Genomic DNA, 22,351 nt, shown 5'->3' on the forward strand with positions numbered 1-22,351 from the left:
CTGAAGCTCGTTAATGTCCTGAAATGTAAAATTTGTTGTTTTTGGTACGCTGGTTGCTGACTCCGTGAAACGTTCATTTTTCAAGGAGGTTTTTCGTGAGTGCGGCAGATACCGGATTTATCTTGATATGCAGCGCCCTGGTCATGTTCATGACTCCGGGGTTGGCTCTGTTCTATGGCGGCATGACCCGTTCCAAGAATGTCCTTGGAACCATCATGCACAGTTTCATCGCTCTGGCAGTGATAACCGTCGTTTGGGTGTTGTGGGGATATTCCCTTGCTTTTGGCACGGACATCGGGGGGGTGATCGGTGGATTCGACTATCTGGGGCTTGCCGGTGTGGGCATGGATCCGCATCCGGAGGTCGCTTTCAATCTCTCCCATTTCGCGTTCATGATTTTCCAATGCATGTTCGCCATCATCACTCCGGCGCTCATCAGTGGGGCCTTTGCCGAAAGGATGAAGTTTTCCGCTTTTCTTCTGTTCATTGTTTCCTGGAGCACCCTGGTCTATGCGCCGTTGTGTCACTGGGTATGGGGCGGCGGCTGGATGGGGGCCATGGGAGCCCTTGATTTTGCTGGCGGTGCGGTCGTTCACATGAGTTCGGCCAGTGCCGCCCTGGCCGTGATCCTGGTCATCGGCAAACGCAAGGGATACGGGAGGCGATCGTTCATCCCCCATAATCTGCCCATGACCATCACCGGGGCGGCCATCCTGTGGTTCGGCTGGTTCGGGTTCAATGCCGGAAGTGCCCTGGGTGCCAACGGGCTGGCTGCGAGCGCCTTTGTGACTACCCAGATCGCGGCCTCCGCCGCCACCCTGGGGTGGATATTCATGGAATGGAAGCACAGCGGCAAACCAACGACACTCGGGGCTGCCAGTGGAGCGGTTGCCGGACTCGTGGCCATTACCCCGGCAGCGGGATTTGTGGGCGTGGTCCCCTCCCTGATCATCGGAGCGGCAGCGGGTATCCTCTGTTTCTATGGCGTTCTGCTCAAGGGAAAGCTCGGATATGATGATTCTCTGGACGTGGTGGGCATCCACGGAGTCGGCGGAATCTGGGGGGCCTTGGCCACGGGTCTTTTCGCCAGCACAGCCATCAATCCCGATGGTGCCGACGGTCTTTTCTACGGCAATCCCGAGCAGTTATGGATACAATTCGTTTCCGTGGTGGCTACCTGTGTGTTTTCTTTCGCTGTTTCCTATGTCCTGGCCAAGGCGATCGACGTCATTGTGGGCATCAGACTTGCGCCCGATGCGGAAGAGATGGGATTGGATGTTGCCCAGCACAGCGAACACGGGTACCAATTATAAGATGCATTCGTTCCCTGCACCAGGGAGCACGCTGCACAGCATTCATGCACAGGAGTCGATTCATGAAAAAAATAGAAATTATCACCCGGCCGTTCAAGCTTGATGATGTCAAGGAGAGGCTCACTGAACTCGGGGTCAGGGGAATGACCATCACTGAAGTCAGTGGTTTCGGAAGACAGCGGGGGCACAAGGAAGTTTACCGAGGGGCTGAATATCAGGTTGATTTCGTGTCCAAGATCAAGATCGACGTCATTGTCGATGACAGCCAGGTTGAAGAGATCATCCAGGCAGTTCAGGAAATTGCCAGGACAGGGAAGGTGGGTGACGGGAAGATCTTCGTCATCCCCGTGGACAACGCCGTACGGATCAGAACCGGAGAACGCGGCCCGGACGCGATCTGACGATACATTCAAAACCAGGCAAAAAAAGCCCGGAGAACCATGAGGTTTTCCGGGCTTTTTTGCCTGAATCGAGGAGAACATCATTTGCGGGCCCGTTCGGCCTCGTGGATATCGCCTGAAACATCCGAGCTGAGATCGGCTGTCAGGAAGTCCAGGGTCAGGGGGAGGCCGACCGAGATTTCCGGGACATGCTGGATGGCCACGATTCCCGAAACCATGGAGCATCCAAGGAGATGTCCACCCACGGTCCTGTCATTGGACAGAAAATGGAGGTGAAAACCAGGAACGACTAAAGATTTGATGAATTCCGGGGTATAGAAGCCGAGAAGGGTTCCCGTGATATCGGTAAAGTTGAATTCGGATTGGATACGGGTGACTTCAACCAGCGGGCGGCCGTCTTCCTGGGCCGGCACGGATCGGGCATGGACCAGGGAAAACAATCCCTGAATCCTGACGGCATAGACCATGTTTTCCGAAGGGATCAGCCCTTTGAGAAAGGTGTCGAATTCCTCTTCGGGTATCGGGGATTCAAACGATTCCACGGTATCCGGAGCAAAGAAGGTCACTGCGGCAAAAGGCGTCGCAATATCGAGAGGAACCCTGCGGATGGCACCGGAACTGTCGGCCCGGAAAATTTCACCTTCATGGACGATCATTTCACCGTCGAGATGATTGAATGTGCCGATACCGAAATCCCCTCGGGAGGTCAGTTCATCCATGGTCGTCCGGGCTTGATAAATGCCCTGCATGAGGGCTTCTATGGGGCAGGTGACGAAGAGTGAGTGCATGATGAATGGCTCGTTTGTCAGAAGGTGGGATGCCGGTTTTTTTCTGCGGCCCAACAAGGAGTCGCTTGTCGTGTTCATGGGTTGATCAAGATATGTGTGTCTAATGCGGCCAAGCCGCAGTTTTAAGTTCAAGCGGTTATAAAATTTTTTTGTTTTTACGGCAGACTTTCACGAGTAAGGTACCAACCTGTCAGGGCAAACCAGCCCTGAAAACAACTCGTCCCTGATGCATTGTCGGGTCGGCCTTGCCAAACGTTTTGGAAATGTTCACAATATATATCTATGCATGTCTTTTACCTGGGGAACGAAAACCAGGGATTAGGGGGAATACAGGACCGATTTGTTCTCCTGGCAGGACCATTGGTCGGTGATATGTCTCCGAACATCACATCATGACGGTCACACCAACAATCAGTTGAAGCTGAACATGGAGGATGCAAGTATGTATTTCAAACAGATTGCGGTCAAGGGGATGGGCTGTCTTTCCTACATCATCGGCTGTCCCGGGGCGCAGGTTGCCTGTGTGGTCGATCCCAAGCGGGATGTGCAGGAATATCTGGATATTGTCAGAGAAAACGGGATGAAGATCACCCATATTTTCGAAACCCATATCCATGCCGACCATATCAGCGGGAACCAGGAACTGCGTTCGCGCACCGGCGCTGAAATCTGTTACATGGAGGATTCGCCGGTCACCTTTGAGCATACGGTTCTGCACGAAGGCCAGGTCATGGAATTCGGGAGCGCGAAACTCGAGTTCATCAAGACCCCGGGCCATACCCCCCATGCCATGTCCATCCTGGTAACGGATCGGTCGCGCAGCGAGAATCCCTGGTTCGTGCTCACCGGGGACTGTCTCTTTGTCGGGGATATCGGTCGCCCGGATCTTGCCGGTGAGGAGCTCATCGACGAACAGATCCACAATCTCTACCATTCCCTGTACAACAAGCTGGGCAAACTGCCAGCGAGCCTGGAGGTGTTTCCGGCCCACGGGGAGGGCTCCTTGTGCGGCAAGGGCATGAGTTCCAAATCCAGTTCGACCATCGGGTTCGAGAAGGTGAGCAATCCCATCCTGAGCCTCACTGAAGAGCAGTTCACCCAAAAAATGAAACAGGGCTTCCCGGAAAGACCCAAGAGCTTCCACCATATCATTGAAACGAACAAGACCGGGGTCCCCCAGCTGGATCGCTGCCCCGTGGTCACGGATATGAGTCCCCGACAGGTCAAGGAGCTCGTGGACAAGGGCGCTGTAGTCCTGGACACCCGGGATACGGCTGCGTTCGGAGGCGCGCACATTCCGGGTTCCATCAACATCGGGTTTGCCAACCAGACGGCCAACTGGATCGGCATGGTCATCGATCCTGCTTCAGAGCTCATTCTCGTGGTCACGGATCCCAAGGCCTACGAGGATATGGCTGTTCAGCTCCACCGCATCGGGTACGACAATATCATCGGGTATCTGTATGGAGGCATCGCGGCCTGGCAGGAGGGGGGCTATCCCATCGATCAGCTCTGGCAGATCTCGGCGGCCAAGCTCAATTCCAAGCTGGAAAAGGGAGATGGCAAATACTTCTTTGATGTCCGCACCGATGGCGAATGGGCATCCGGCCATATTCAGGGGGCCGAACATCTGCCACTGCCCAAATTGTTGAAGGAAGTCCCGGACATTCCCAAGAACGAGGAAATCATTGTCACCTGCGGAGTGGGCTACCGGGGAAACATCGCGGCAAGCTATCTGCAGAGCCAGGGTTTCGAACATGTCCACAGCCTGGCCGGAGGCATGGCTGCCTGGGTGAATAGCGGGTTGTCGGTGGTTGATTGATGGACCGGGAAGATACGATAAGAGCGAGGATTTGTAACTATTCGTACGATAACCCGTTACAAAGCTGTGACATTTTCAGGGAGCGCCGAGCGTCTGAACGGTTGCGATGATTTGTTTGTCCACGTTGAGTATGCTGGTATTGTTTATAGAAAAAGCCGCCCTTTAGGGCGGCTTTTTGTTTGGAGCAATGTAATCGATCGGCGGTTAGAAATCCAGATCGTAGCTGGCAATGGCTGTTTCGATCCGCTGCTGACAGGCGTGCATCCTTTTTTCTAGTTCTTCCACATAGGCGTCCATGTCCGGAGAGATCCGGGCCACGCCGGAATCGATGGCCGCCTGGGCCACGGCCGGGGCTACATGGAGGATGAGGCGGGGATCCAGGGGTTTGGGCAGGATGTAGTCCGGGCCGTAGGTCATGGATTCCATGCCATAGGCATCCAGGACTTCCTGGGGGATTTCTTCCTTGGCCAGTTTGGCCAATGCCTTGGCCGCAGCGATTTTCATTTCTTCGTTGATCGTGGAAGCGCGGACATCCAATGCGCCTCTGAAGATGAACGGGAACCCGGAGACATTGTTGATCTGATTGGGGTAATCGGATCGTCCCGTGCCCATGATGCAGTCCGGACGGGCCTGACGTGCAGCATCAAAGGTGATTTCGGGATCAGGATTGGCCATGGCAAAGATGACCGGATGGTCGGCCATGGATCTGACCATGTCCTGTGTCAGGATATCCTTGACCGATACCCCGAGGAACAGGTCTGCTCCCTCGATGACCTCCTCCAGGGTTCCATAATCCTTGTCCTGGGCGAAAATGGCCTTGTAGGGATTCATGCCCGCACGGCCCGTATAGATGAGTCCCCGGGAATCGAACATGAAGATATTTTCGTTTTTCACTCCCAGGCTCTGATAGAACTTGGCGCAGGCAATGGCAGCGGCTCCGGCTCCCGAAACCACGACCTTGATGTCTTCGGCCTTTTTGTCGCTCAGTTCCAGGGCGTTGACCAGGGCTGCCCCGGAGATGATGGCGGTTCCGTGCTGATCGTCATGAAAGACCGGAATGTTCAGGGATTCGATGAGTTTTTCTTCGATGTAAAAGCATTCCGGAGCCTTGATGTCCTCGAGATTGATACCCCCAAAGGTGGGTTCGAGCATGGTGCACAGCTCGATGATCTTGTCCGGATCGGGCTGATTGACGTTGATGTCGTAGACATCCACGTCGGCAAATGCCTTGAAGAGGACGCCCTTGCCTTCCATGACCGGCTTGCCGGCCATGGGACCGATATTTCCGAGGCCGAGCACTGCTGTCCCGTTGGAAACCACAGCCACGAGATTTCCTTTGTTGGTGTAGTCGTAGGCGAGAGAGGGATCGTTTTTGATGGCCAGGCAGACCTGGGCCACACCCGGGGTGTAGGCCAGAGAGAGATGTTTCTGGGTCGAACAGGGTTTCACGGGAATGACTTCGAGTTTTCCCTTGCGTCCCTGGGAGTGGTAGTCCAAAGCCTCCTGGTTGGTGAAAAGAGCCATAGATCCTCCGAATTGTTGGTGGCGATAGTTGGATGGAGAGAAACGTGATTACTCCCCTAGCGTGAATGGGATGTGGGCCAGCTGGTATCCACAAGGGAAAAGTCTCTACTCCAGATTGTCAGGCAATTCAATATGGGCTAGTGGGGGCAAATGCGTACGACACTTGTTATCAATCTGACCCGGTTCGGTGATCTGATTCAGACCCAGCCCGTACTCAGCGGGTACAAACGTCAGGGCGATCGGGTCGCTGTGGTCTGTTTGGAACAATTTGCCAAAGCGGCTGAACTGCTCGCGGATGTGGACCTGGTTTTTTCGTTTCCAGGTGCGCGTCTTTTGGCCCGGATCGATACGCAGTGGACAACGGCCCTTGAAACCCTGTTCGAATTTATCCAAAGCGCGAGTGAAAAAGATGAGACCCTTAATGTGGTCAATCTTACGCCCAGTCTGAGCTCGCGGCTCTTGGGACGTCTGTACGACCAATCAATGCAGCTTGGCTTTGGGCTCGATGCGTACGGATTTGGTTTGTATTCTTCCCCATGGGCCAATTTTCTCCAGGCTGCTTCAACCATCAGAGGATGCAGTCCCTTCAATCTGGTGGACGTCATGGTTCGAGTGGCTCATCTGTCCTGTCAAGGCGATCGCCCCCGACTCAAGGATCCCGAATCTGCAACCCTTTCCTGGAGCGCCCATTGTCTTGAAGAGAATGCACCCCTGGACTGCAAGGGATTTGTGGCGTTCCAGCTGGGGGCCAGTCAGGATGTTCGCCGCTGGCCAGTAGAACACTTTGCACGATTGGGGGAGTCTATCTGGGAGAGGCATAAACTGTGTCCGGTCATTGTGGGTGCCAAAAACGAAAAACATCTCGGCGACCATTACGCAGCCACGACTCAGGCGCCTCGGGTCGATTTGATAGGGCGGACAGATCTTGCTCAACTTGCGGGAGTGCTTCATCACACAAGGCTTTTGGTCACCAATGATACCGGCACAATGCACATGGCTGCCGGTCTGAACCTTCCTATCGTGGCCCTGTTTCTGGCCACGGCCCAGCCTTGGGATACCGGGCCGTATCTGGAGAACTGTGTCTGTCTGGAACCGGACATGGCCTGTCACCCCTGTTCTTTTTCCTCGACCTGTGAGCATGATCACGCATGTCGAATGATCATTACGCCGGATCTTGTCGGTGACCTTGTGGATGGTTTTCTTACCACAGGGGGCTGGAAAATGGAGGCAGGTAGAGGCGCGCGGGGATGGAAGACCGTCCTGGACCAGGGGATGATGGATTTGGTTTCCCTGACCGACGATCACAGTGATCGTGTTTCATGGGTCCGAATCCAACGCTGGTATTATCGTCATTTTCTTGACGGAGAACCTCTGAAACCTCTTTCGAGGGTCTATTTTCTCAGTGATGCAGCCCAAAAAGAGATCAAATCCACCTTGATCCGGTGTCAGGATCTGCTGCACCTGTTCAGGGAACAAACAACTCTGCTTATCCGGATGCCTTCAGAAGCAATGAATAAGAAATTCATGCTTACATGGCAGAGAATACAGACAAATTTCGAACAAAGTCGATGGGTTGGTATTATTGGACTTTTGTGGGCGTATCAGACTCAGAATGTCAAAACCGATTCATTGAACGAGCTTGTCTTTCTGCTCGACAGGTATGACCAACTACTTGAGTCTCTTTGCGGGTATGTTGACATGAACAAAACGGCATGAATTTTGATATTCAAGTTTGAGATGTCAATATTTTTTCTTACACTGCACGGGTCAAGGAGGATCACTTAATGATTATTATCGATGGGCAGCAATCAGAATATTCTTTAAGCAATTTTGAAAATCTGGAGGAGTTGCTCGATAAGATTACCGGAAGCGAATATTTCCAGGATCGGATCGTTACCGATGTGCTGGTCAATGGCGAGGTTTTTTCCGAAATCTATCCTCACCAGTCCGAGGATATTGAAAACGATGAACTTGAAAAGGTGGAGATCGTTTCCGTATCCAAACAGGAAATGGGGCAGCAGATTGTTCAGGAGATGTCCAAAGTCATCTCGCTTATGAGCCAGGGTGCCCGACAGGTTGCAGAATTGTTCCGCCAGGCAGAGGATGTGGAAGCCCTGGATACCTATCAGGATCTTCTTGAAGTGGCCCGTGATTTTCTGGGCATGGTCGGCAGTCTGCAGGAGGAACTTTCTCTCTCATCCAACACGGAAATGGGAGAGGCTCTCGAGGCTTTTTCCGCTCTGCTGACCGAAATGATCGAGGTACAGGAAAACGAAGACTGGGTGCTTCTGGCCGATCTTCTGGAATACGAGTTTCTGCCTGTGGTCGAAAAATGGTCACCCATTGTCCAGGATCTGGAAAAGCGTATCGCATAGGTGAAAAGATTTTTTGACGCCACATAGCTGTGGAATCATGGGGACGTAATGGCAGGTAAGGATACTATCTTTCAGCAGGCCCTTGATCTTGGGGAACGGGAACTCGAGTGTTTGCGGGGAAAGAATGTCACGGAAGCCGATTCCCTGGCCAGGGAACGCAAGACGCTTCTGGAGCGTCTTGTTGCTTCTGGATCAGAAGATGGCGAGCTGCGCTATAAACTGGAGCAATTGCAGCACCAGCAGGCTCATTTGACCAAAGAGGCTCAGGAGCTTCGTGAACTCTTGAAAAAGGAAATTCTGCGGGTTCAGGGACAGGGCAAACGATATGGCGGGTACCGCAATGCCGCCAATGTGACTCCCATATCCAGCCGTTTTGTGGACAAGAAAGGATAGCATTACCCCTGCACAGGTGCGTAATGTGTTTTCAGGGGCGCAGGCGTCCCACCCGCATGTTCACAAAAAAAGACGATCTTTGACAGAGCAACGGAGATGTCGGGTGTGCTTCGGGTTACCACTGATAAGGGAATAAACCGTCCACCTTCCCGGGAATGGCAAACCGAGCATGCCCTCTACGTTTTTTTCGTGTGCTGAACAAATTTTGCCAGCCGACCCACGACAATGTTTTGGGTCGGCTTTTTTACGCAGGAGGGAGTGCGCAGGAGGGAGTGCGCAGGAGGCAGTGCGCAGGAGGCAGTGCGCAGGAGGCAGGAGGCGGGAGACAGGGAGACAGGGAGACAGGAGACAGGGAGGCGGGAAAAGTGAATGCTTAGCGAGCTTGCGAGGTTAGCAGACCTTATGCAAAGCTGACGGGAAAGGCGAATGGAAGGTGAATATCCGTAGAGGCGGCGAACCTTGTGTTCGCCCAAACCGGAACGAACAGGAGGAAAAGAAAGGAGACAGGAGAATCCCAGAAAAGTGACAACTATTTTTTAGGACTCGACATTGATGGAACGTGAGATGTTTTTTTATTTATTTATATAACGCTCTGAAATACAGGATAGAACTTAAAACTTAAAACCTAAAACCTAAAACTGCGGCTTGGCCGCATTAGCACCATACGCAGGAAAGTCTGTCATGGAAAAGAAGAAAATCCAAAGCCGCAAGGTCGTCATCTCCGGACTTGATACCGCATCTCCTGGTGACGCGTGGGTCAAAGGAGAATTCAATCCCCTTTTTTGTGGTGTAGCGTCTTTTTCACGGCGTCTCGTGTGACACAGAACTTTAAAAACCCCGCCTCTGCGCTTAGCGATACAACGAGGCACAGGGCCACGACGACCACGCCGGGAAGGTTTACGAGCAGGGGCAGGGTGAACATCGAACCTACCAGGACCGATCCGCTGATGATGACCGCATAGGTTATGGCCGTGGTGTGGCGGTTGCTGACCAGAATGCCTCGGAACCAGGCAATGCTGACGGTCAAAAAGGGAACCAGGGCGAGAACCATCAGGGGGGAGCGCACAAAAGAGCGAAGGTGTTCCGAGAGTCCTGAAACCCAGCCGAACCAGAGCCAGCGAAGGGGCTCGCTCATGGCGGCCACGAAAAAGCAGAGTGTCAGCGTGATGCTCAGGATGCGGGTGAATCGCTTCAGCCCCGTGTACCCGCCTTTGCGCGGCAGCAGGGCGACAACAGCCTCCTGGTAGGAAAAACAGGGGGTCTGGAACAGGGCGGTGAAGCCCATGAGTACGGGCCAGATGGCCAGGGATTCAAGGGGATGGTCCATTCTGGCCAGGCCGATGGCCATGACCGGTTGGACAGCCAATCCAATCATGGATGTCATGGCCAGGGGCATATAAAACCCGAGGAGTCGGGACCAGGTCAGCGGGGGGGCGTCAGTGTCGGGAATTTCCCGGATAACCACCTGTCGTGCAAAAAAATAGGTGACAACCGCCCCGGTGATCACACCGCAGCTCAGGGCCAATGCACCCAGACAGGCTCCCGGAAGGACGGGGAAAAGCATGCCGATCCCCAGGGTCGCGCTTATGGCTATGAGCCTGCTGGTCATGGTCAGGGGGATGATCGATGTATGGCCATAGCCGATAAGGATACCCTGGCCAAGACGTCGGTAGGCAATGGCCACGGTCCAGGGGGTCATGATCAAAAATGCCAACCGGGTGGTTTCCACGATTTCGCATGGGGCATGGATGATTTTGCAGACGATGAAATCGAAAAGCGGAGTGACTGCAATGATCAGATGCACAAGGGAGAGGGACCAACCGGCAATGTGGGTGAAAACAAGCAACCGTGCATAGGATTTTTTGTCCTTGGCCAGGACATTGGCGGCCGAGAGGAGCTGGATGATCGGTGCTTCAATGATCAGGGAGAGAGCAAAGGTCAAACCAAAGGCCGCCAGGTTTTCCTTGATTTCAGGAAGGCGGGCTATGACAGCGGCGATGGCCGGCTGTTCAATGCCCATCATCAGCCAGACCAGGGCCAGGGGAACCCAGAATGTGAAGATGACCCGGAGTGTGAGGGAATCGTTGTTGGTCATGGGTGAACAGGTGATGGTGCGCGGTTGTCTGTGATCAGTGATATTGTATTGTTGGCCGGTAGCCTGCCTTAGAGGAACCGACTCCCCTTGGCAAGAACCGCAGGCACGGATGCAGGGTTGATGTGTCGATTGTGCCTATGGCTGGTTTGCCCCGTTTTGGGCGCTTTGAAACTCCCTCGCCGGCCTCGTACCATCGAGCCGTTGCTTAATAACGGCAAGGTGTTCCGTAAGACGCCAGGCAACAGCTCGATGAACGATGCCTGGCTCGGTCAGACAGTCAAAGCACCCAAAACGGGACAAACCAGCCATGATATTCCGAGCCCTTGGATGAGAACACTGTTGTCTCGGACACGAGTACTGGGCGGATGTGTTTTTGTAGCTGACTCACCCCGTTTTGGGCGCTTTGAAACTCCCTCGCCGGCCTCGTAGCATCGAGCCGTTGTTCAAAAACGGCAAGGTGTTCCGTAAGACGCCAGGCAACGGCTCGATGAACGATGCCTGGCTCGGTCAGACAGTCAAAGCACCCAAAACGGGACAAACCAGCCATGATATTCCGAGCGCTTGGATGAGAACACTGTTGTCTCGGACACGGGTACCGGGCGGATGTGTTCGTGTGGGCGACTTTGAAGTGTTTGGCTTTGGTCGGCATCGGTGGTAGTATTTTTATTGGTTGAAGTGTTACGGCAACATGTGGTTCGGAGCAGATCATGTCCACTTCATTGGTTATACAGCTTGCCCGGTTCGGGGATCTCGTGCAGACCAAACGGCTTATTGCCTCGTTGGCCTCTCGAAAAGATAATCGGGTTCATCTTGTTGTTGATCAGTCTCTGGGTGAACTGGCAGGGCTGATCTATCCCGATGCCGTTGTCCACACTATCCGGGCACATGGTGGCCGATTTGAAGGCGATGGTTTGTTTGCCAAGGGATTGATCGCCTCGTGCAGGGATCTTGATGCCATCGGCGCTGATCAGGTTTACAATCTCAATTTTTCCGGGCTGAATATGGCCCTGTCCACCTTGTTCGATTCCGGGATTGTCCGGGGATACAGGATGGAAGGTGGACAGTGGCGTAAAAACCATTGGGCGGAACTGGGATTTCGATTTTCAGCCTCCCGGCAAACCTCACCCCTCAACCTGGTTGATCTGTGGGCCGGATATGTCGACAATCCCGTTGCCCCCGACCTGGTCAACCCTGTTGCCACGGCACATGGCGGCGGGATCGGTGTGGTTCTGGCCGGCCGGGAGTCACGACGTTCGCTGGATGCCAGGACCCTTGCCAGCGTGGTAACGGCCGCCTTGCAGCGAATTGGTCACGGACCCATCTATCTCTTGGGAACCCGGATGGAAAAACGGATTGCCAGGGACCTGCGGACTTTCCTCAAGCCGGCGGTCAATGGGGAGGTCAGGGATCTGACCGGAAAGACCGGTTGGAAGGAACTTGTGGATCATGTTCAGGGTCTTGATCTGCTTCTCAGTCCGGACACGGGCACCATGCATCTGGCCGCCCATCTGGGTGTTCCGGTGATGGCCTTTTTTCTGGCATCGGCATGGTGTCATGAGACCGGACCCTATGGGGAGGGGCATGTCGTGGTCCAGTCCGTTCAACCCTGCGCTCCCTGTCGGGAAAACGATGATTGCCCGTACCAGACCCGTTGTTTCGCATCCTTTGGGGACCGGTCCCTGCTTCGGTATGTATCCAGGGGATCGGTAAAGGACTGGCCTGATGATCTGGCTCTTTTTGCCACAGGATTCGATGCACTTGGGGGGGGCTGCACGTCGTTTGCGGGTGTGGATGGTTTCCAGGCGCAACGCGATGTTTTGCGGGAGCTTGTGGCCATTCACAAACATCTTGGAGCACATCTTGACCACCCTGTGACTCCCGAGGTTCTCAGGGGATTCTACCGGGAAAAGGATTGGATGATCCCAAAATCTCCCTTGTTTTCTTAATTATTCGGCAAGCCTGAACAATTCCAAACGATCTCTGTGAGTGAGTCTTTATGATGAACCTGTCTGATTCCATCCGTGTTCTGGTTGTGTTGCCTTTTTATGGAGGCTCCCTGCCCATTGGTCGCTATTGCATCCGCGCCTTGCAGTCCATGGGACATAGTGTGGAGACCTTTGAGGCCCCGGAGTTTTTTTCCGGATATACGGCCCTGGAGCACCTCCGCGTGGGCCTGGACCGGTTGGATTATCTGCAGAACAACTATCTCCAGCTTGTGTCCACGGCGGTATTGGCCAAGGTGGAGACCTTCGAACCGGATCTCGTCCTGGCTTTGGCCCAGGCCCCCATGAGCAGACAGGCCCTGAAGCGATTACGCCGGGACAATGTCCCAACGGCCATGTGGTTTGTGGAGGATTACTCCGTGTTCACCTATTGGCGTGGATTCGCTCCGTTATACGATTACTTCGCCATCATCCAGAAAGAGCCGTTTGAGGATGAACTTGAAAAGATCGGGGTGCACAATCATCTCTACCTTCCTCTGGCGGCCCAGCCGGATGTTCATCAACCCCTCGATCTCACGTCTGCCGAGCAGCGGGTTTTTGGGAGCGATCTGTCCTTTCTGGGTGCCGGATATCCCAACAGGCGTTTGGCCTTTAGAGAGCTTCTGGGATATGATTTCAGGATCTGGGGCAATGAATGGGACGGCGAGTCGATCCTGGAGGGAATTGTTCAGCGCGGCGGGGCCCGGATTTCTCCCGAGGAGTGCGTCAAGATTTTCAATGCCACCAAGGTCAATCTGAATCTGCACTCGTCCATCAAGAAGAACACGCTTGTGGGCGATGGGGACTTTGTCAATCCCAGAACCTTCGAGCTGGCCTCGTGCGGCGGGTTCCAACTCGTCGACCACCGTTCCCTGTTGCCCGAGCTTTTTGCCGATGACGAGATGGCCACCTTCGGCTCCATGGACGAGTTGTTTGGAAAGATCGACTATTTTCTGGCTCATCCCAAAGAACGGAAAAACTTTGCCGAACGTGCCAGGAAGCGGGTGCTCAAGGATCACACCTATGCGGTACGCATGCAGACCCTGATCGACTTCATTGCAGCGGATCGGGAAGGCTGGCCGGCAAAACGTGATGATTCCGCAGGCTGGGCAACCGAACTGGACGATGATCTGCGTAGCGAGCTGAAGAGTTTGCTGGAGAGACTACAGCTCCCTCTGCATTCATCCTTCAAGGATGTCGTCTGGGGCATCCGGCAGCAGCAGGGCAAACTCTCCCGGGTGGAGACGGCCATTTTGTTTCTGGATGAGTGGAAGAAGCAGTATGGCGGAGAAGGGTAGTTCGTGGAGCAAAACCCTTGTCGGGTTGGAAAACAATCAGCCAATGACGATGTGATCATGTTTGTTCCTCCTGGGAACGCCGAGCGTCTGCTCGGCAATGCGTTTCCGACATGGTCAGGTGCTGCAGTCATAGCCTTCAGGCATTGCACGAAAGGCCGACCAGACGGTCGGCGTTCCCAGGGAAAGGCATTTTTGCCGGTTGCTGATTGTGTCTGGGGTTTTCTTCGCGTGCCTTCATGGTTATATGTTTTTTTGTCTGTCCTCGCATTTGCCATCCTCACCCCTCCCTGCTATATATTTTGATCCATCGACGATTTCATTTCACCGCATCCTGTGTTGAGGATGTTTTCAAGGAACAACCATGAAAAAACCAACCATCGGCCTCAGCCTGGAAGGGCTTCCCTTTATCGGGCTCACGGCCCTGCTCACCCTGGTCTTTGCCCTGCTCGAGTGGTCCATTCCGGCCCTGATAGCCTTTGTACTGCTTTTCTTTGTCATGAATTTTTTTCGTGACCCCGAACGGGTCACACCCCAGGAAAAGGGTGTTGCGGTCTCTCCGGCCGACGGCAAGGTGGTCAAGATCGAGACCATGCGTGATCCGTTTACCAACAGGAATTGCACGACCATCTGCGTGTTCATGAATGTGTTCAACGTTCATGTGAACAGGGCTCCGGTGAGTGGAACCGTGGATGCGATCCGCTATTATCCGGGCAAGTTTTTCAACGCCTCCCTTGACAAGGCCTCCACGGACAATGAGCGCAACGCGGTGAAAATCATGGACGATGATGGCAAGTCATGGACCGTGGTTCAGATCGCCGGTCTCATTGCGCGCAGGATCGTCTGTTGGACGGAATCCGGGGATACGCTTTTTCGAGGCGACCGGTTCGGCCTGATCAAGTTCGGGTCCAGGCTTGACCTTTACCTGCCTGGTGGTTATGAGCCTGCAGTACGAATCGGCGATATCGTCTTTGCCGGTCAGACTGTCCTGGCCACGAAAAAGCACGATGAGCCGCTTCATCCAGGGAACACCATTTAACACAACCCATTATGCCCCACCAAAAACCAGCTCATAAAGGATTTTATATCCTGCCCAACCTCATGACCACGGCCAGTCTGTTCACGGCCTTTCTGGGGATATTGTGGGCTATTGACGGGCAGATCGAAAAATGCGCTCTGGCGATTCTGTTCAGTTGCCTGTTCGACGGGTTGGACGGCAAGGTCGCACGATTGACCAATTCATCCTCGGATTTCGGCGTTCAATTCGACTCCCTGGCCGATCTGGTCGCCTTTGGGGTCAGCCCGGCACTCATGATCTATCTCTGGCAGACCCACGTTTTCGGTCGGCTGGGGCTGGTCTCCTCGTTCATGATCATCGTCTGCGGGGCCTTGCGCCTGGCCCGGTTCAACGTTCAGGTCAATGTGGTCTCCAAGCGGTTCTTTGTCGGCCTGCCCATTCCGGCTGCCGCGTGTACCCTGGCATGTTTGGTGCTCTTTGCCCCTTTTCTTCCTGAAAGTGCGATGACCTCTGTGTTGCCTGCCTTCTGTCTGGGTTTGGTCATTGTCTTGTCACTGCTCATGGTCAGCAATGTCCGGTATGCCTCGTTCAAGGATTTCGAGGTGGTCAGGGCCCATCGTTTCAGCGCCACAGTCACCGTGATCATGCTCTTTGTCCTGGTGGCTTCCGAACCGAAGCTGCTCGGATTTATCTTTTTTATCGGGTACATTGTTTCCGGTCCCGTTCATACCTTTATTATTCTACCCCTACTACGATCCTATAGACAACGGAGACCGTCCGCCAAGCTACTATAGCAAGCTCAAGACATTTGTATATGTATCACCACCATAGTTGGAGCGAGACGAGTCGGAATCATTCCTTCTCGTCTTTTTTTTGAGCATGCGGGCGGTCGTATCATCGGGAACAATGTCAGGTGTACCTTACCTGAAATCCGGGAACCATATTCACACGATTTTTTCGCATGCCCATCCTCATCACCCACGTTGGAGGACACCATGGAAGAGAACATTTTCATTTTCGACACCACATTGCGCGATGGCGAGCAGTCTCCCGGCGCCACCATGAACCTGCGGGAGAAGATCCGTCTTGCCCGTCAGCTGGAACATCTTGGCGTGGACATTATCGAGGCCGGTTTCCCGGCGGCCAGTACCGGGGATTTCGAATCAGTCAGGGCCATCGCCGCAGAGGTCAAGGAGTGTCAGGTTGCCGGGCTCTGCCGGTCCATCAAACCCGATATCGACAGGGCCTGGGAGGCGATTCGGGAAGGGGCCGATCCACGCATTCACACCTTCATTGCCACCTCTGACATTCACATGCGCTACAAGCTGCGCAAGGACAAGGATCAGGTCCTGGAGATGGCCAAACAGGCGGTCACTTATGCCGCCTCACTGACCTCCAATGTGGAATTTTCCGCTGAAGACGCCTCCCGGTCCGAGCCTGAATTCCTGGCCAGGATCGTGGAACTGGCCATCTCCTGCGGGGCGAAGGTGATTAATATCCCGGATACCGTGGGCTATGCCCAACCGGATGAATTCGGTCAACTCATCGCCTATCTCCTGGAACATGTTCCCAACAGCGACAAGGCGATTTTCAGCGTGCATTGTCACAATGATCTCGGTCTGGCCGTGGCCAATACCGTGGCCGCCATTCGCGCCGGAGCGCGGCAGGCCGAGGTGACCCTGTGCGGGATCGGGGAACGGGCGGGCAATGCGGCTCTGGAAGAGCTGGTCATGGCCCTGGATGTTCGCTCCGATATCTACGGATTGAGCAACGGGATCAAAAAGGAGCAGATCTATCCCTCCTGCCGGTTGCTTTCCATGATCATCGGGCAGCCCATTCCTCCCTACAAGTCCATCATCGGCGACAACGCCTTTGCCCATGAATCGGGAATCCATCAGGACGGCGTGCTCAAGAACCGGCAGACCTATGAGATCATGACCCCGGAACATATCGGCCGGACGACTACCGACATGGTTCTGGGCAAGCATTCCGGCCGGCACGCATTGAAGGAGCGGCTGGAAGGGCTGGGATACCGACTCTCGGAAGAACATCTGGATATTGTTTTTGCAGCCTTCAAGAAGCTGGCTGACAGGAAAAAGGAGGTCTTCATCGAGGACATCGAGGCCGTGGTCCTGGAGGAGATTTTCAGATTGCCGGACAAGTACAAACTGATCTATCTGAGTGCCATGTCCGGCAACATGGCCATCCCCACGGCAGTGATCAAGATGGACGTCGACGGCACGGAAAAGCAGCTTGCCGGATTCGGAGAAGGGCCCATTGATTCGGTCTTCAACACCATTTCCCAGCTTGTCGGCAAGCACCCTGATCTGCTCAGGTACAGCGTCAACGCCATCACCGGAGGGTCCGACGCTTTGGGCGAGGTCACGGTCAAGTTGGGTGAAAGCGAGAAAACAGCAGTGGGCAGAGCCTCTGACCCTGACGTGATCATCGCCAGTGCCAAGGCGTATATCAATGCCCTCAACCGATTGGCAAAAAAGGAAGAAGAGGAGATAAAATGCACCAGACCTTAGCGGAAAAAATTCTTCAGGCCCATTGTCGGGAAGCGATCACCGGGCCGGGGCAGATCGTGCAATGCGAAATATCCATGGCCCTGGCGAACGACATCACCGCGCCCCTGGCCATCAAATCCCTGAAGGCCATGGATGTGGACAGGGTTTTCGATACGACCAAGGTGGCCCTGGTCTGCGATCACTTTACCCCGAACAAGGACATCGCCTCGGCCGAACAGGTCAAGCTGGTCCGCGAATTCGCCCAGGCCCAGGGAATTGTCCACTATTACGAAGGGGGCGAGGTCGGTGTGGAGCACGCCCTGCTCCCTGAACTGGGCATTGTCGGTCCCGGGGACATCGTGGTCGGCGCGGACAGCCATACCTGCACCTATGGCGGGCTGGGTGCGTTCGCCACGGGACTCGGAAGCACGGACGTGGCCGCGGCCATGGCCCTGGGAGAGACCTGGTTCAAGGTTCCCGAGACCATCCGGGTGGAGATCACCGGAGAATTGGGTCCGTTTGTCACCGGCAAGGATGTGATCTTGAACCTGATCGGCAGGATCGGGGTTTCCGGGGCCCTGTACAAGGCCCTGGAATTCGGCGGCTCCGTGGTCGAGGCCATGGAGGTGGAAGGGCGGATGACCATGGCCAACATGGCCATCGAGGCCGGGGGCAAGGTCGGGCTCTTCCCCGCGGACGAAACCACCCTGGCCTATGTCCGTGAGCATGGGCGGCTGGGTGATCAGCCGCTCGCCCCTGACAGCGATGCCACCTATGCCCGGGTGGTGCATATCGATGTGACCGGGATGGAACCCCAGATCGCCTGTCCCCATCTTCCAGACAACGTCAAGCCGGTCAGCGAGGTTCGCGGCATTACCGTGGATCAGGTGGTTCTGGGGTCGTGCACCAATGGCCGGATCTCGGACCTGCGCCGGGCCGCCCGGATCATCAAGGGACGCAAGGTGGCCAAGGGCGTGCGTTTCGTGGTTCTGCCGGCCACGCCCGGGATCTACAAGCAGGCCCTTAAAGAAGGACTTATCGAGACCTTCATGGATGCCGGCGCCATTGTCGGTCCCCCGACCTGCGGCCCCTGCCTCGGCGGGCACATGGGCATCCTGGCCGGAGGCGAGCGGTGTCTGTCCACAACAAACAGAAATTTCAAGGGCCGCATGGGAAGTCTCGAGGCAGAAGTCTATCTGGCCGGACCGGATGTTGCCGCGGCCACGGCCATTGCCGGGGAGATCGTTCATCCGGAAAAGGTTTAACAGCGGTGTTAGGTTTTAGGTGTTAGGTTTTAAGGTTTATAGCTGGTTAAAAGGGTTAAGGGTTAAGGGGTAAGGCGTTAGGGAGATATGCTAACGGAGTGAGGTGAGCAGATCGTACGCGTCGCTGCCGGGAGACCGGGAACAGTGGTCTGTGACCTAACACTTACAACCTAACACCTAAAACCGTATTTAAAAAAGGAGCAACAATGCATTTCTCCGGACAGGTACATAAGGTTGGTGACCATATCGATACGGATGCCATCATACCGGCGCGGTTTCTGGTCACTTCGGACGTCAAGGAACTCGGGGCCTCCTGCATGGAAGGTCTGACTCCCGGATGGGTGAACCGGGTCAAGCAGGGCGATATCCTGGTGGCTGGCGAGAATTTCGGATGCGGTTCCTCACGGGAACACGCCCCCCTGGCCATTCTCGGCGCGGGCATACCCGTAGTCGTGGCCCACAGCTTTGCGCGTATCTTTTACCGCAACGGGTTCAACATGGGGCTTTTGCTCCTGGAAGTCGGCGATCAGATCGATGGGATCGAAGATGGGGACGAGCTCGACATCCAGGTCGAGGAAGGGGTCATCAAGAACGTCACCAAGGGCACCGAAATCAGATTCCAGCCCATCCCCGCATTCATGCAGGAACTCCTGCAAGGGGGAGGGCTTATCGAATACGTGAAACGGCAGAAGTCGGCGTAGGAGATAGAAAAGTGCGCAGTGCACTACAGTACGCAGGGCACAGTGCGCAGTGCACAGAAAAAGCAGGAACAGCGGTTTTAAATGACAGGTTTTAGGTGTTAGGCTTTAGGTTTTAGGTTGTAAAGTCTTTAAAAAAACCAGTATGTTATTATGAATATAAACCTAAAGACCATCTGATTTTGTCTTTTCTGCGCACTGCGCACTGTGCACTGCGTACTTTATGAACTGTGTACTTTATGAACTGCGCCCTGTGTACTTCCATCTTATATCATTTCATATGTTTCGAGGACAATCATGCAAAAAAATATATGTCTTCTTCCTGGTGACGGGATTGGTCCGGAGATTGTCGGACAGACCGTGAAGGTGCTTGAGGCCGTGAATGAACGGTTCGGCCACTTGCTGACCACTGAGACCGCGCTGATCGGCGGGGCGGCCATCGATGCAAAGGGCGTTCCCCTGCCAGATGAGACCGTGGAGGCCTGCAAACGGTCCGATGCGGTTCTGCTCGGTGCGGTGGGCGGTCCCAAATGGGACGAAATCGAGCGGGACATCCGCCCCGAACGCGGGCTTTTGGCCATCCGCAAAGAGCTGGGGCTGTTCGCCAATCTGCGTCCGGCCATGCTCTTTCCGGAACTCGCCCAGGCCTCTTTTCTCCGGCCCGATATCGTGGCCCGGGGGATCGACATCATGGTCATCCGGGAGCTCACCGGGGGGATCTATTTTGGGCAGCCCAAGGGATTTGAGTCCAGGGATGGGGAAGAGGCCGCCCTGAACACCATGGTCTACAAACGCTCCGAGGTGGAACGCATCGCCCGGATCGGTTTCGAGACGGCCATGAAGCGGGGCAAGCGACTCTGCAACGTGGACAAGGCCAATGTCCTCGAGGTCTCCCAGCTGTGGAGGGAAACCGTGATCCGTATTGCAGCCGACTATCCCGAGGTGGAACTCTCCCATATGTACGTGGACAACGCAGCCATGCAGCTGGTGCGCGATCCCTCCCAGTTCGACGTCATTGTCACCGGCAACCTGTTCGGGGACATCCTTTCGGACGAGGCAGCCATGCTTACCGGGTCCATCGGCATGCTCCCCTCGGCCTCCCTGGGCTCGACCGGTCCCTGTCTCTACGAGCCCATCCATGGCTCGGCCCCGGACATTGCCGGGCAGGACAAGGCCAATCCTTTGGCGACCATCCTTTCGTTGGCCATGATGTTTCGTTATTCTTTCGATATGCAGGACGAGGCCCGGGCTGTGGAACAGGCTGTCAGAAATGTCCTTGAGGCCGGATACCGTACCGGCGATATCATGGAAGAGGGACGAACCCAGGTCGGCGGTGAGGAAATGGGGGATCTTGTGGCGGAAAGGGTGTAAAAATGGAGACAGGAGGCAGGAGAAGGGATACGGGAAAAAAAGACCCCTTTTTCGTTCGAGTAGTGTCTCTATAACATTCCAAGATGATTTGTTAATTCAGAAGGCAGGATACAGGGCAACGTGACGCCCTGCATCCTGCCTTCGTTTTGTGCCGGGGTCTGAAACTGGTACGTTCAAAGCTCATTCAAACGGTTGAGCCATGTGAACAAATCAGCCCTGTAGCAGCCCTGTTGTCGGGTTTGGCATCAAATTTTCCCCCGTTCCCGGCCTTTGGCCGTGCTTTATCTTTTCTTGGTGATCGTTTATCCGTCATGTTCATGAAACAGATCCTTGTCTATTCCCTCATCTGTCTGCATCTTGTTTCCCTCTCCTCCTGCTCCACCCGGGAGATCATTTCCGTGACCACGGCAACGATTTCCGGGGATATCATGGCACCGGGGCGTCTGGTTCTTCGCAAGGGCGTCTACTATGTCTCCCATCCACAGGTTGTGGCTGCTCGGCTGAAGGAATTCGCCGGCATGCTCGATCGGTTCCGGAAGGCGGTTACCCCAGAGTGGGGCGAGAAGGAGACCAAAGAGCCAACCCCGACGACGTATGTAAAGTACACCCAGAACTACAAGGCCCGGGCCTGGGTGGATTTCGACAAGGGGATCGTTACCGTGGAAACAGTGGATGACAAAGAGCCCGAGTCGAGTCTGTGCGAGGCCATTGTCACGGTATTGCTCACACCCAACGATCCCAGAGGAGTGGATCTGTATTCGGACAGGTCCGTGGTTCTCGGGGAGACTCCCTTCTTATACAATGAGGTGCTTGACAGGGATGGCCAGCCGATTCGCTGGGAGTGGCGGGCCAATCGGTTTGCCGATGTCCTGGTCAGCGAGAAGATGCAATCGCGGAAAATTACCGCCCAGGGACACAGGCGGACCGTCCATTATGTGAACATTCCCATGGTCAAGGATCATCTCATGGTTCGCGCCCGGAAATTCAGGCCCCATGTTCTGGAATGTGCCAGGCTCTACAAGGTCAGTCCCAATCTGATCTATGCGATCATGAAGACGGAGAGCGATTTCAATCCCTTTGCCGTCAGCCATGTCCCGGCCTACGGGTTGATGCAGATTGTTCCGGCGACCGCCGGTCAGGATGTGTCCGGGTTTCTGGGTGACAGCCAGGGGGTTCCCTCCCGAGATTTTCTGTTTGAGCCAGGGAACAACATCCGGTACGGGGCGGTCTACCTGCACATTTTGAACTACAAGTACCTGGCAAAGATTACCGATCCGGTTTCCCGTGAATACTGCGTCATTGCAGCATACAACGGAGGGGCCGGTTCCGTGCTCAAGACCTTTTCCCGTGATCGAGACCGGGCACCCGAAAAGATCAACCGCATGCATCCGGGGGACGTGTACAGGACCCTGGTGGCCGATCTTCCGGCCCGGGAGACGAGACGGTATGTTCAGAAGGTCGTTTCGGCCAAGAAGGAATTTGTCAAGTTGTAGGGGCGGTT

At 54.8% G+C, this 22,351-nt stretch carries 18 protein-coding genes; 15 read left to right on the forward strand and 3 right to left on the reverse strand.

The genetic code is table 11. The annotated features are described in order from the left end of the window. The first annotated feature begins 95 nt into the window (after positions 1-95). Together ACTVJH_RS01735 and ACTVJH_RS01740 are read left to right on the forward strand one after the other, a co-directional pair. Positions 96-1,313: an ammonium transporter gene (locus ACTVJH_RS01735; protein WP_455986833.1), complete on the forward strand. Its 1,218-nt coding sequence runs from the start codon at positions 96-98 to the stop codon at positions 1,311-1,313. Between the two features lie 62 nt (positions 1,314-1,375). Then, positions 1,376-1,714, forward strand: a complete 339-nt coding sequence (locus ACTVJH_RS01740; RefSeq protein ID WP_455986835.1) for a P-II family nitrogen regulator — start codon at positions 1,376-1,378, stop codon at positions 1,712-1,714. An 80-nt stretch (positions 1,715-1,794) separates the two neighbouring features. Here ACTVJH_RS01740 and budA read toward each other — a convergent pair whose 3' ends face one another. Beyond that, positions 1,795-2,502, reverse strand: coding sequence for an acetolactate decarboxylase (budA, locus tag ACTVJH_RS01745; RefSeq protein WP_455986837.1), 708 nt, complete (start codon positions 2,500-2,502; stop codon positions 1,795-1,797). Between the two features lie 442 nt (positions 2,503-2,944). Between budA and ACTVJH_RS01750 the strand changes: the two genes are divergently transcribed. Beyond that, on the forward strand, positions 2,945-4,324 hold the full coding sequence (locus ACTVJH_RS01750; protein WP_455986839.1) for an MBL fold metallo-hydrolase: 1,380 nt from the start codon (positions 2,945-2,947) through the stop codon (positions 4,322-4,324). 204 nt (positions 4,325-4,528) lie between these two features. Here the strand turns inward: ACTVJH_RS01750 and ACTVJH_RS01755 are convergent, their stop codons facing one another. After that, positions 4,529-5,848 (reverse strand): malic enzyme-like NAD(P)-binding protein, encoded by a 1,320-nt coding sequence (locus tag ACTVJH_RS01755; protein ID WP_455986841.1) that lies wholly within the window; start codon positions 5,846-5,848, stop codon positions 4,529-4,531. A 150-nt stretch (positions 5,849-5,998) separates the two neighbouring features. Between ACTVJH_RS01755 and ACTVJH_RS01760 the strand changes: the two genes are divergently transcribed. The 3 genes from ACTVJH_RS01760 (at position 5,999) to ACTVJH_RS01770 (ending at position 8,616) form a co-directional block, all read left to right on the forward strand. Then, a complete protein-coding gene (locus ACTVJH_RS01760) occupies positions 5,999-7,564 on the forward strand; it encodes a glycosyltransferase family 9 protein (protein WP_455986843.1) in 1,566 nt (521 codons plus the stop codon). A 68-nt stretch (positions 7,565-7,632) separates the two neighbouring features. Continuing rightward, the gene (locus tag ACTVJH_RS01765; RefSeq protein ID WP_455986845.1) at positions 7,633-8,223 is read left to right on the forward strand and encodes a hypothetical protein; all 591 of its coding nucleotides are present in this window, start codon (positions 7,633-7,635) and stop codon (positions 8,221-8,223) included. 48 nt (positions 8,224-8,271) lie between these two features. Then, entirely contained in the window at positions 8,272-8,616 is a 345-nt protein-coding gene (locus ACTVJH_RS01770; RefSeq protein ID WP_455986847.1) for a hypothetical protein, read from the forward strand. Positions 8,617-9,385: 769 nt separating this feature from the next. Here ACTVJH_RS01770 and ACTVJH_RS01775 read toward each other — a convergent pair. Further along, complete coding sequence (locus ACTVJH_RS01775) at positions 9,386-10,711, reverse strand: hypothetical protein (RefSeq protein WP_455986849.1); 1,326 nt, start codon at positions 10,709-10,711, stop codon at positions 9,386-9,388. Positions 10,712-11,418: 707 nt separating this feature from the next. On the opposite strand from ACTVJH_RS01775, the gene ACTVJH_RS01780 reads away from it, so the two are divergent. The 9 genes from ACTVJH_RS01780 to ACTVJH_RS01820 all read left to right on the forward strand — a co-directional run bounded on the left by ACTVJH_RS01780 (position 11,419) and on the right by ACTVJH_RS01820 (position 22,343). After that, positions 11,419-12,657 (forward strand): glycosyltransferase family 9 protein, encoded by a 1,239-nt coding sequence (locus ACTVJH_RS01780; protein ID WP_455986851.1) that lies wholly within the window; start codon positions 11,419-11,421, stop codon positions 12,655-12,657. A gap of 53 nt (positions 12,658-12,710) precedes the next feature. Beyond that, positions 12,711-13,991, forward strand: a complete 1,281-nt coding sequence (locus ACTVJH_RS01785) for a CgeB family protein (protein ID WP_455986953.1) — start codon at positions 12,711-12,713, stop codon at positions 13,989-13,991. Positions 13,992-14,352: 361 nt separating this feature from the next. After that, the gene (locus tag ACTVJH_RS01790; protein WP_455986853.1) at positions 14,353-15,027 is read left to right on the forward strand and encodes a phosphatidylserine decarboxylase family protein; all 675 of its coding nucleotides are present in this window, start codon (positions 14,353-14,355) and stop codon (positions 15,025-15,027) included. Positions 15,028-15,038: 11 nt separating this feature from the next. Further along, complete coding sequence (pssA, locus tag ACTVJH_RS01795; protein ID WP_455986855.1) at positions 15,039-15,800, forward strand: CDP-diacylglycerol--serine O-phosphatidyltransferase; 762 nt, start codon at positions 15,039-15,041, stop codon at positions 15,798-15,800. A 201-nt stretch (positions 15,801-16,001) separates the two neighbouring features. Further along, positions 16,002-17,537 carry a 2-isopropylmalate synthase gene (locus ACTVJH_RS01800; protein WP_455986857.1) on the forward strand — a complete coding sequence of 512 codons (1,536 nt, stop codon included), beginning with the start codon at positions 16,002-16,004 and terminating at the stop codon, positions 17,535-17,537. Beyond that, positions 17,522-18,781 (forward strand): 3-isopropylmalate dehydratase large subunit, encoded by a 1,260-nt coding sequence (leuC, locus tag ACTVJH_RS01805; protein WP_455986859.1) that lies wholly within the window; start codon positions 17,522-17,524, stop codon positions 18,779-18,781. The genes ACTVJH_RS01800 and leuC overlap by 16 nt, the downstream gene beginning before the upstream one ends. A 206-nt stretch (positions 18,782-18,987) precedes the next feature. Then, on the forward strand, positions 18,988-19,482 hold the full coding sequence (locus ACTVJH_RS01810) for a 3-isopropylmalate dehydratase small subunit (RefSeq protein ID WP_455986861.1): 495 nt from the start codon (positions 18,988-18,990) through the stop codon (positions 19,480-19,482). Between the two features lie 294 nt (positions 19,483-19,776). Beyond that, positions 19,777-20,850 carry a 3-isopropylmalate dehydrogenase gene (gene leuB, locus ACTVJH_RS01815; RefSeq protein WP_455986863.1) on the forward strand — a complete coding sequence of 358 codons (1,074 nt, stop codon included), beginning with the start codon at positions 19,777-19,779 and terminating at the stop codon, positions 20,848-20,850. 317 nt (positions 20,851-21,167) lie between these two features. Continuing rightward, positions 21,168-22,343, forward strand: a complete 1,176-nt coding sequence (locus tag ACTVJH_RS01820) for a murein transglycosylase domain-containing protein (RefSeq protein WP_455986865.1) — start codon at positions 21,168-21,170, stop codon at positions 22,341-22,343. Positions 22,344-22,351: the final 8 nt, after the last annotated feature.

It is taken from the genome of Desulfoplanes sp. PS50, assembly GCF_053851535.1.

What these genes read in the sequence shown, in the direction of transcription:
- ACTVJH_RS01765 (WP_455986845.1), top strand. Translation starts at nt 7,633, where the DNA reads ATGATTATTATCGATGGGCAGCAATCAGAATATTCTTTAAGCAATTTT.
- ACTVJH_RS01780 (WP_455986851.1), top strand. Translation starts at nt 11,419, where the DNA reads ATGTCCACTTCATTGGTTATACAGCTTGCCCGGTTCGGGGATCTCGTG.
- ACTVJH_RS01770 (WP_455986847.1), top strand. Translation starts at nt 8,272, where the DNA reads ATGGCAGGTAAGGATACTATCTTTCAGCAGGCCCTTGATCTTGGGGAA.
- ACTVJH_RS01800 (WP_455986857.1), top strand. Translation starts at nt 16,002, where the DNA reads ATGGAAGAGAACATTTTCATTTTCGACACCACATTGCGCGATGGCGAG.
- ACTVJH_RS01755 (WP_455986841.1), bottom strand. Translation starts at nt 5,848, where the DNA reads ATGGCTCTTTTCACCAACCAGGAGGCTTTGGACTACCACTCCCAGGGA.
- pssA (WP_455986855.1), top strand. Translation starts at nt 15,039, where the DNA reads ATGCCCCACCAAAAACCAGCTCATAAAGGATTTTATATCCTGCCCAAC.
- ACTVJH_RS01790 (WP_455986853.1), top strand. Translation starts at nt 14,353, where the DNA reads ATGAAAAAACCAACCATCGGCCTCAGCCTGGAAGGGCTTCCCTTTATC.
- ACTVJH_RS01760 (WP_455986843.1), top strand. Translation starts at nt 5,999, where the DNA reads ATGCGTACGACACTTGTTATCAATCTGACCCGGTTCGGTGATCTGATT.
- ACTVJH_RS01810 (WP_455986861.1), top strand. Translation starts at nt 18,988, where the DNA reads ATGCATTTCTCCGGACAGGTACATAAGGTTGGTGACCATATCGATACG.
- leuB (WP_455986863.1), top strand. Translation starts at nt 19,777, where the DNA reads ATGCAAAAAAATATATGTCTTCTTCCTGGTGACGGGATTGGTCCGGAG.
- ACTVJH_RS01785 (WP_455986953.1), top strand. Translation starts at nt 12,711, where the DNA reads ATGAACCTGTCTGATTCCATCCGTGTTCTGGTTGTGTTGCCTTTTTAT.
- budA (WP_455986837.1), bottom strand. Translation starts at nt 2,502, where the DNA reads ATGCACTCACTCTTCGTCACCTGCCCCATAGAAGCCCTCATGCAGGGC.
- leuC (WP_455986859.1), top strand. Translation starts at nt 17,522, where the DNA reads ATGCACCAGACCTTAGCGGAAAAAATTCTTCAGGCCCATTGTCGGGAA.
- ACTVJH_RS01775 (WP_455986849.1), bottom strand. Translation starts at nt 10,711, where the DNA reads ATGACCAACAACGATTCCCTCACACTCCGGGTCATCTTCACATTCTGG.
- ACTVJH_RS01740 (WP_455986835.1), top strand. Translation starts at nt 1,376, where the DNA reads ATGAAAAAAATAGAAATTATCACCCGGCCGTTCAAGCTTGATGATGTC.
- ACTVJH_RS01750 (WP_455986839.1), top strand. Translation starts at nt 2,945, where the DNA reads ATGTATTTCAAACAGATTGCGGTCAAGGGGATGGGCTGTCTTTCCTAC.
- ACTVJH_RS01820 (WP_455986865.1), top strand. Translation starts at nt 21,168, where the DNA reads ATGAAACAGATCCTTGTCTATTCCCTCATCTGTCTGCATCTTGTTTCC.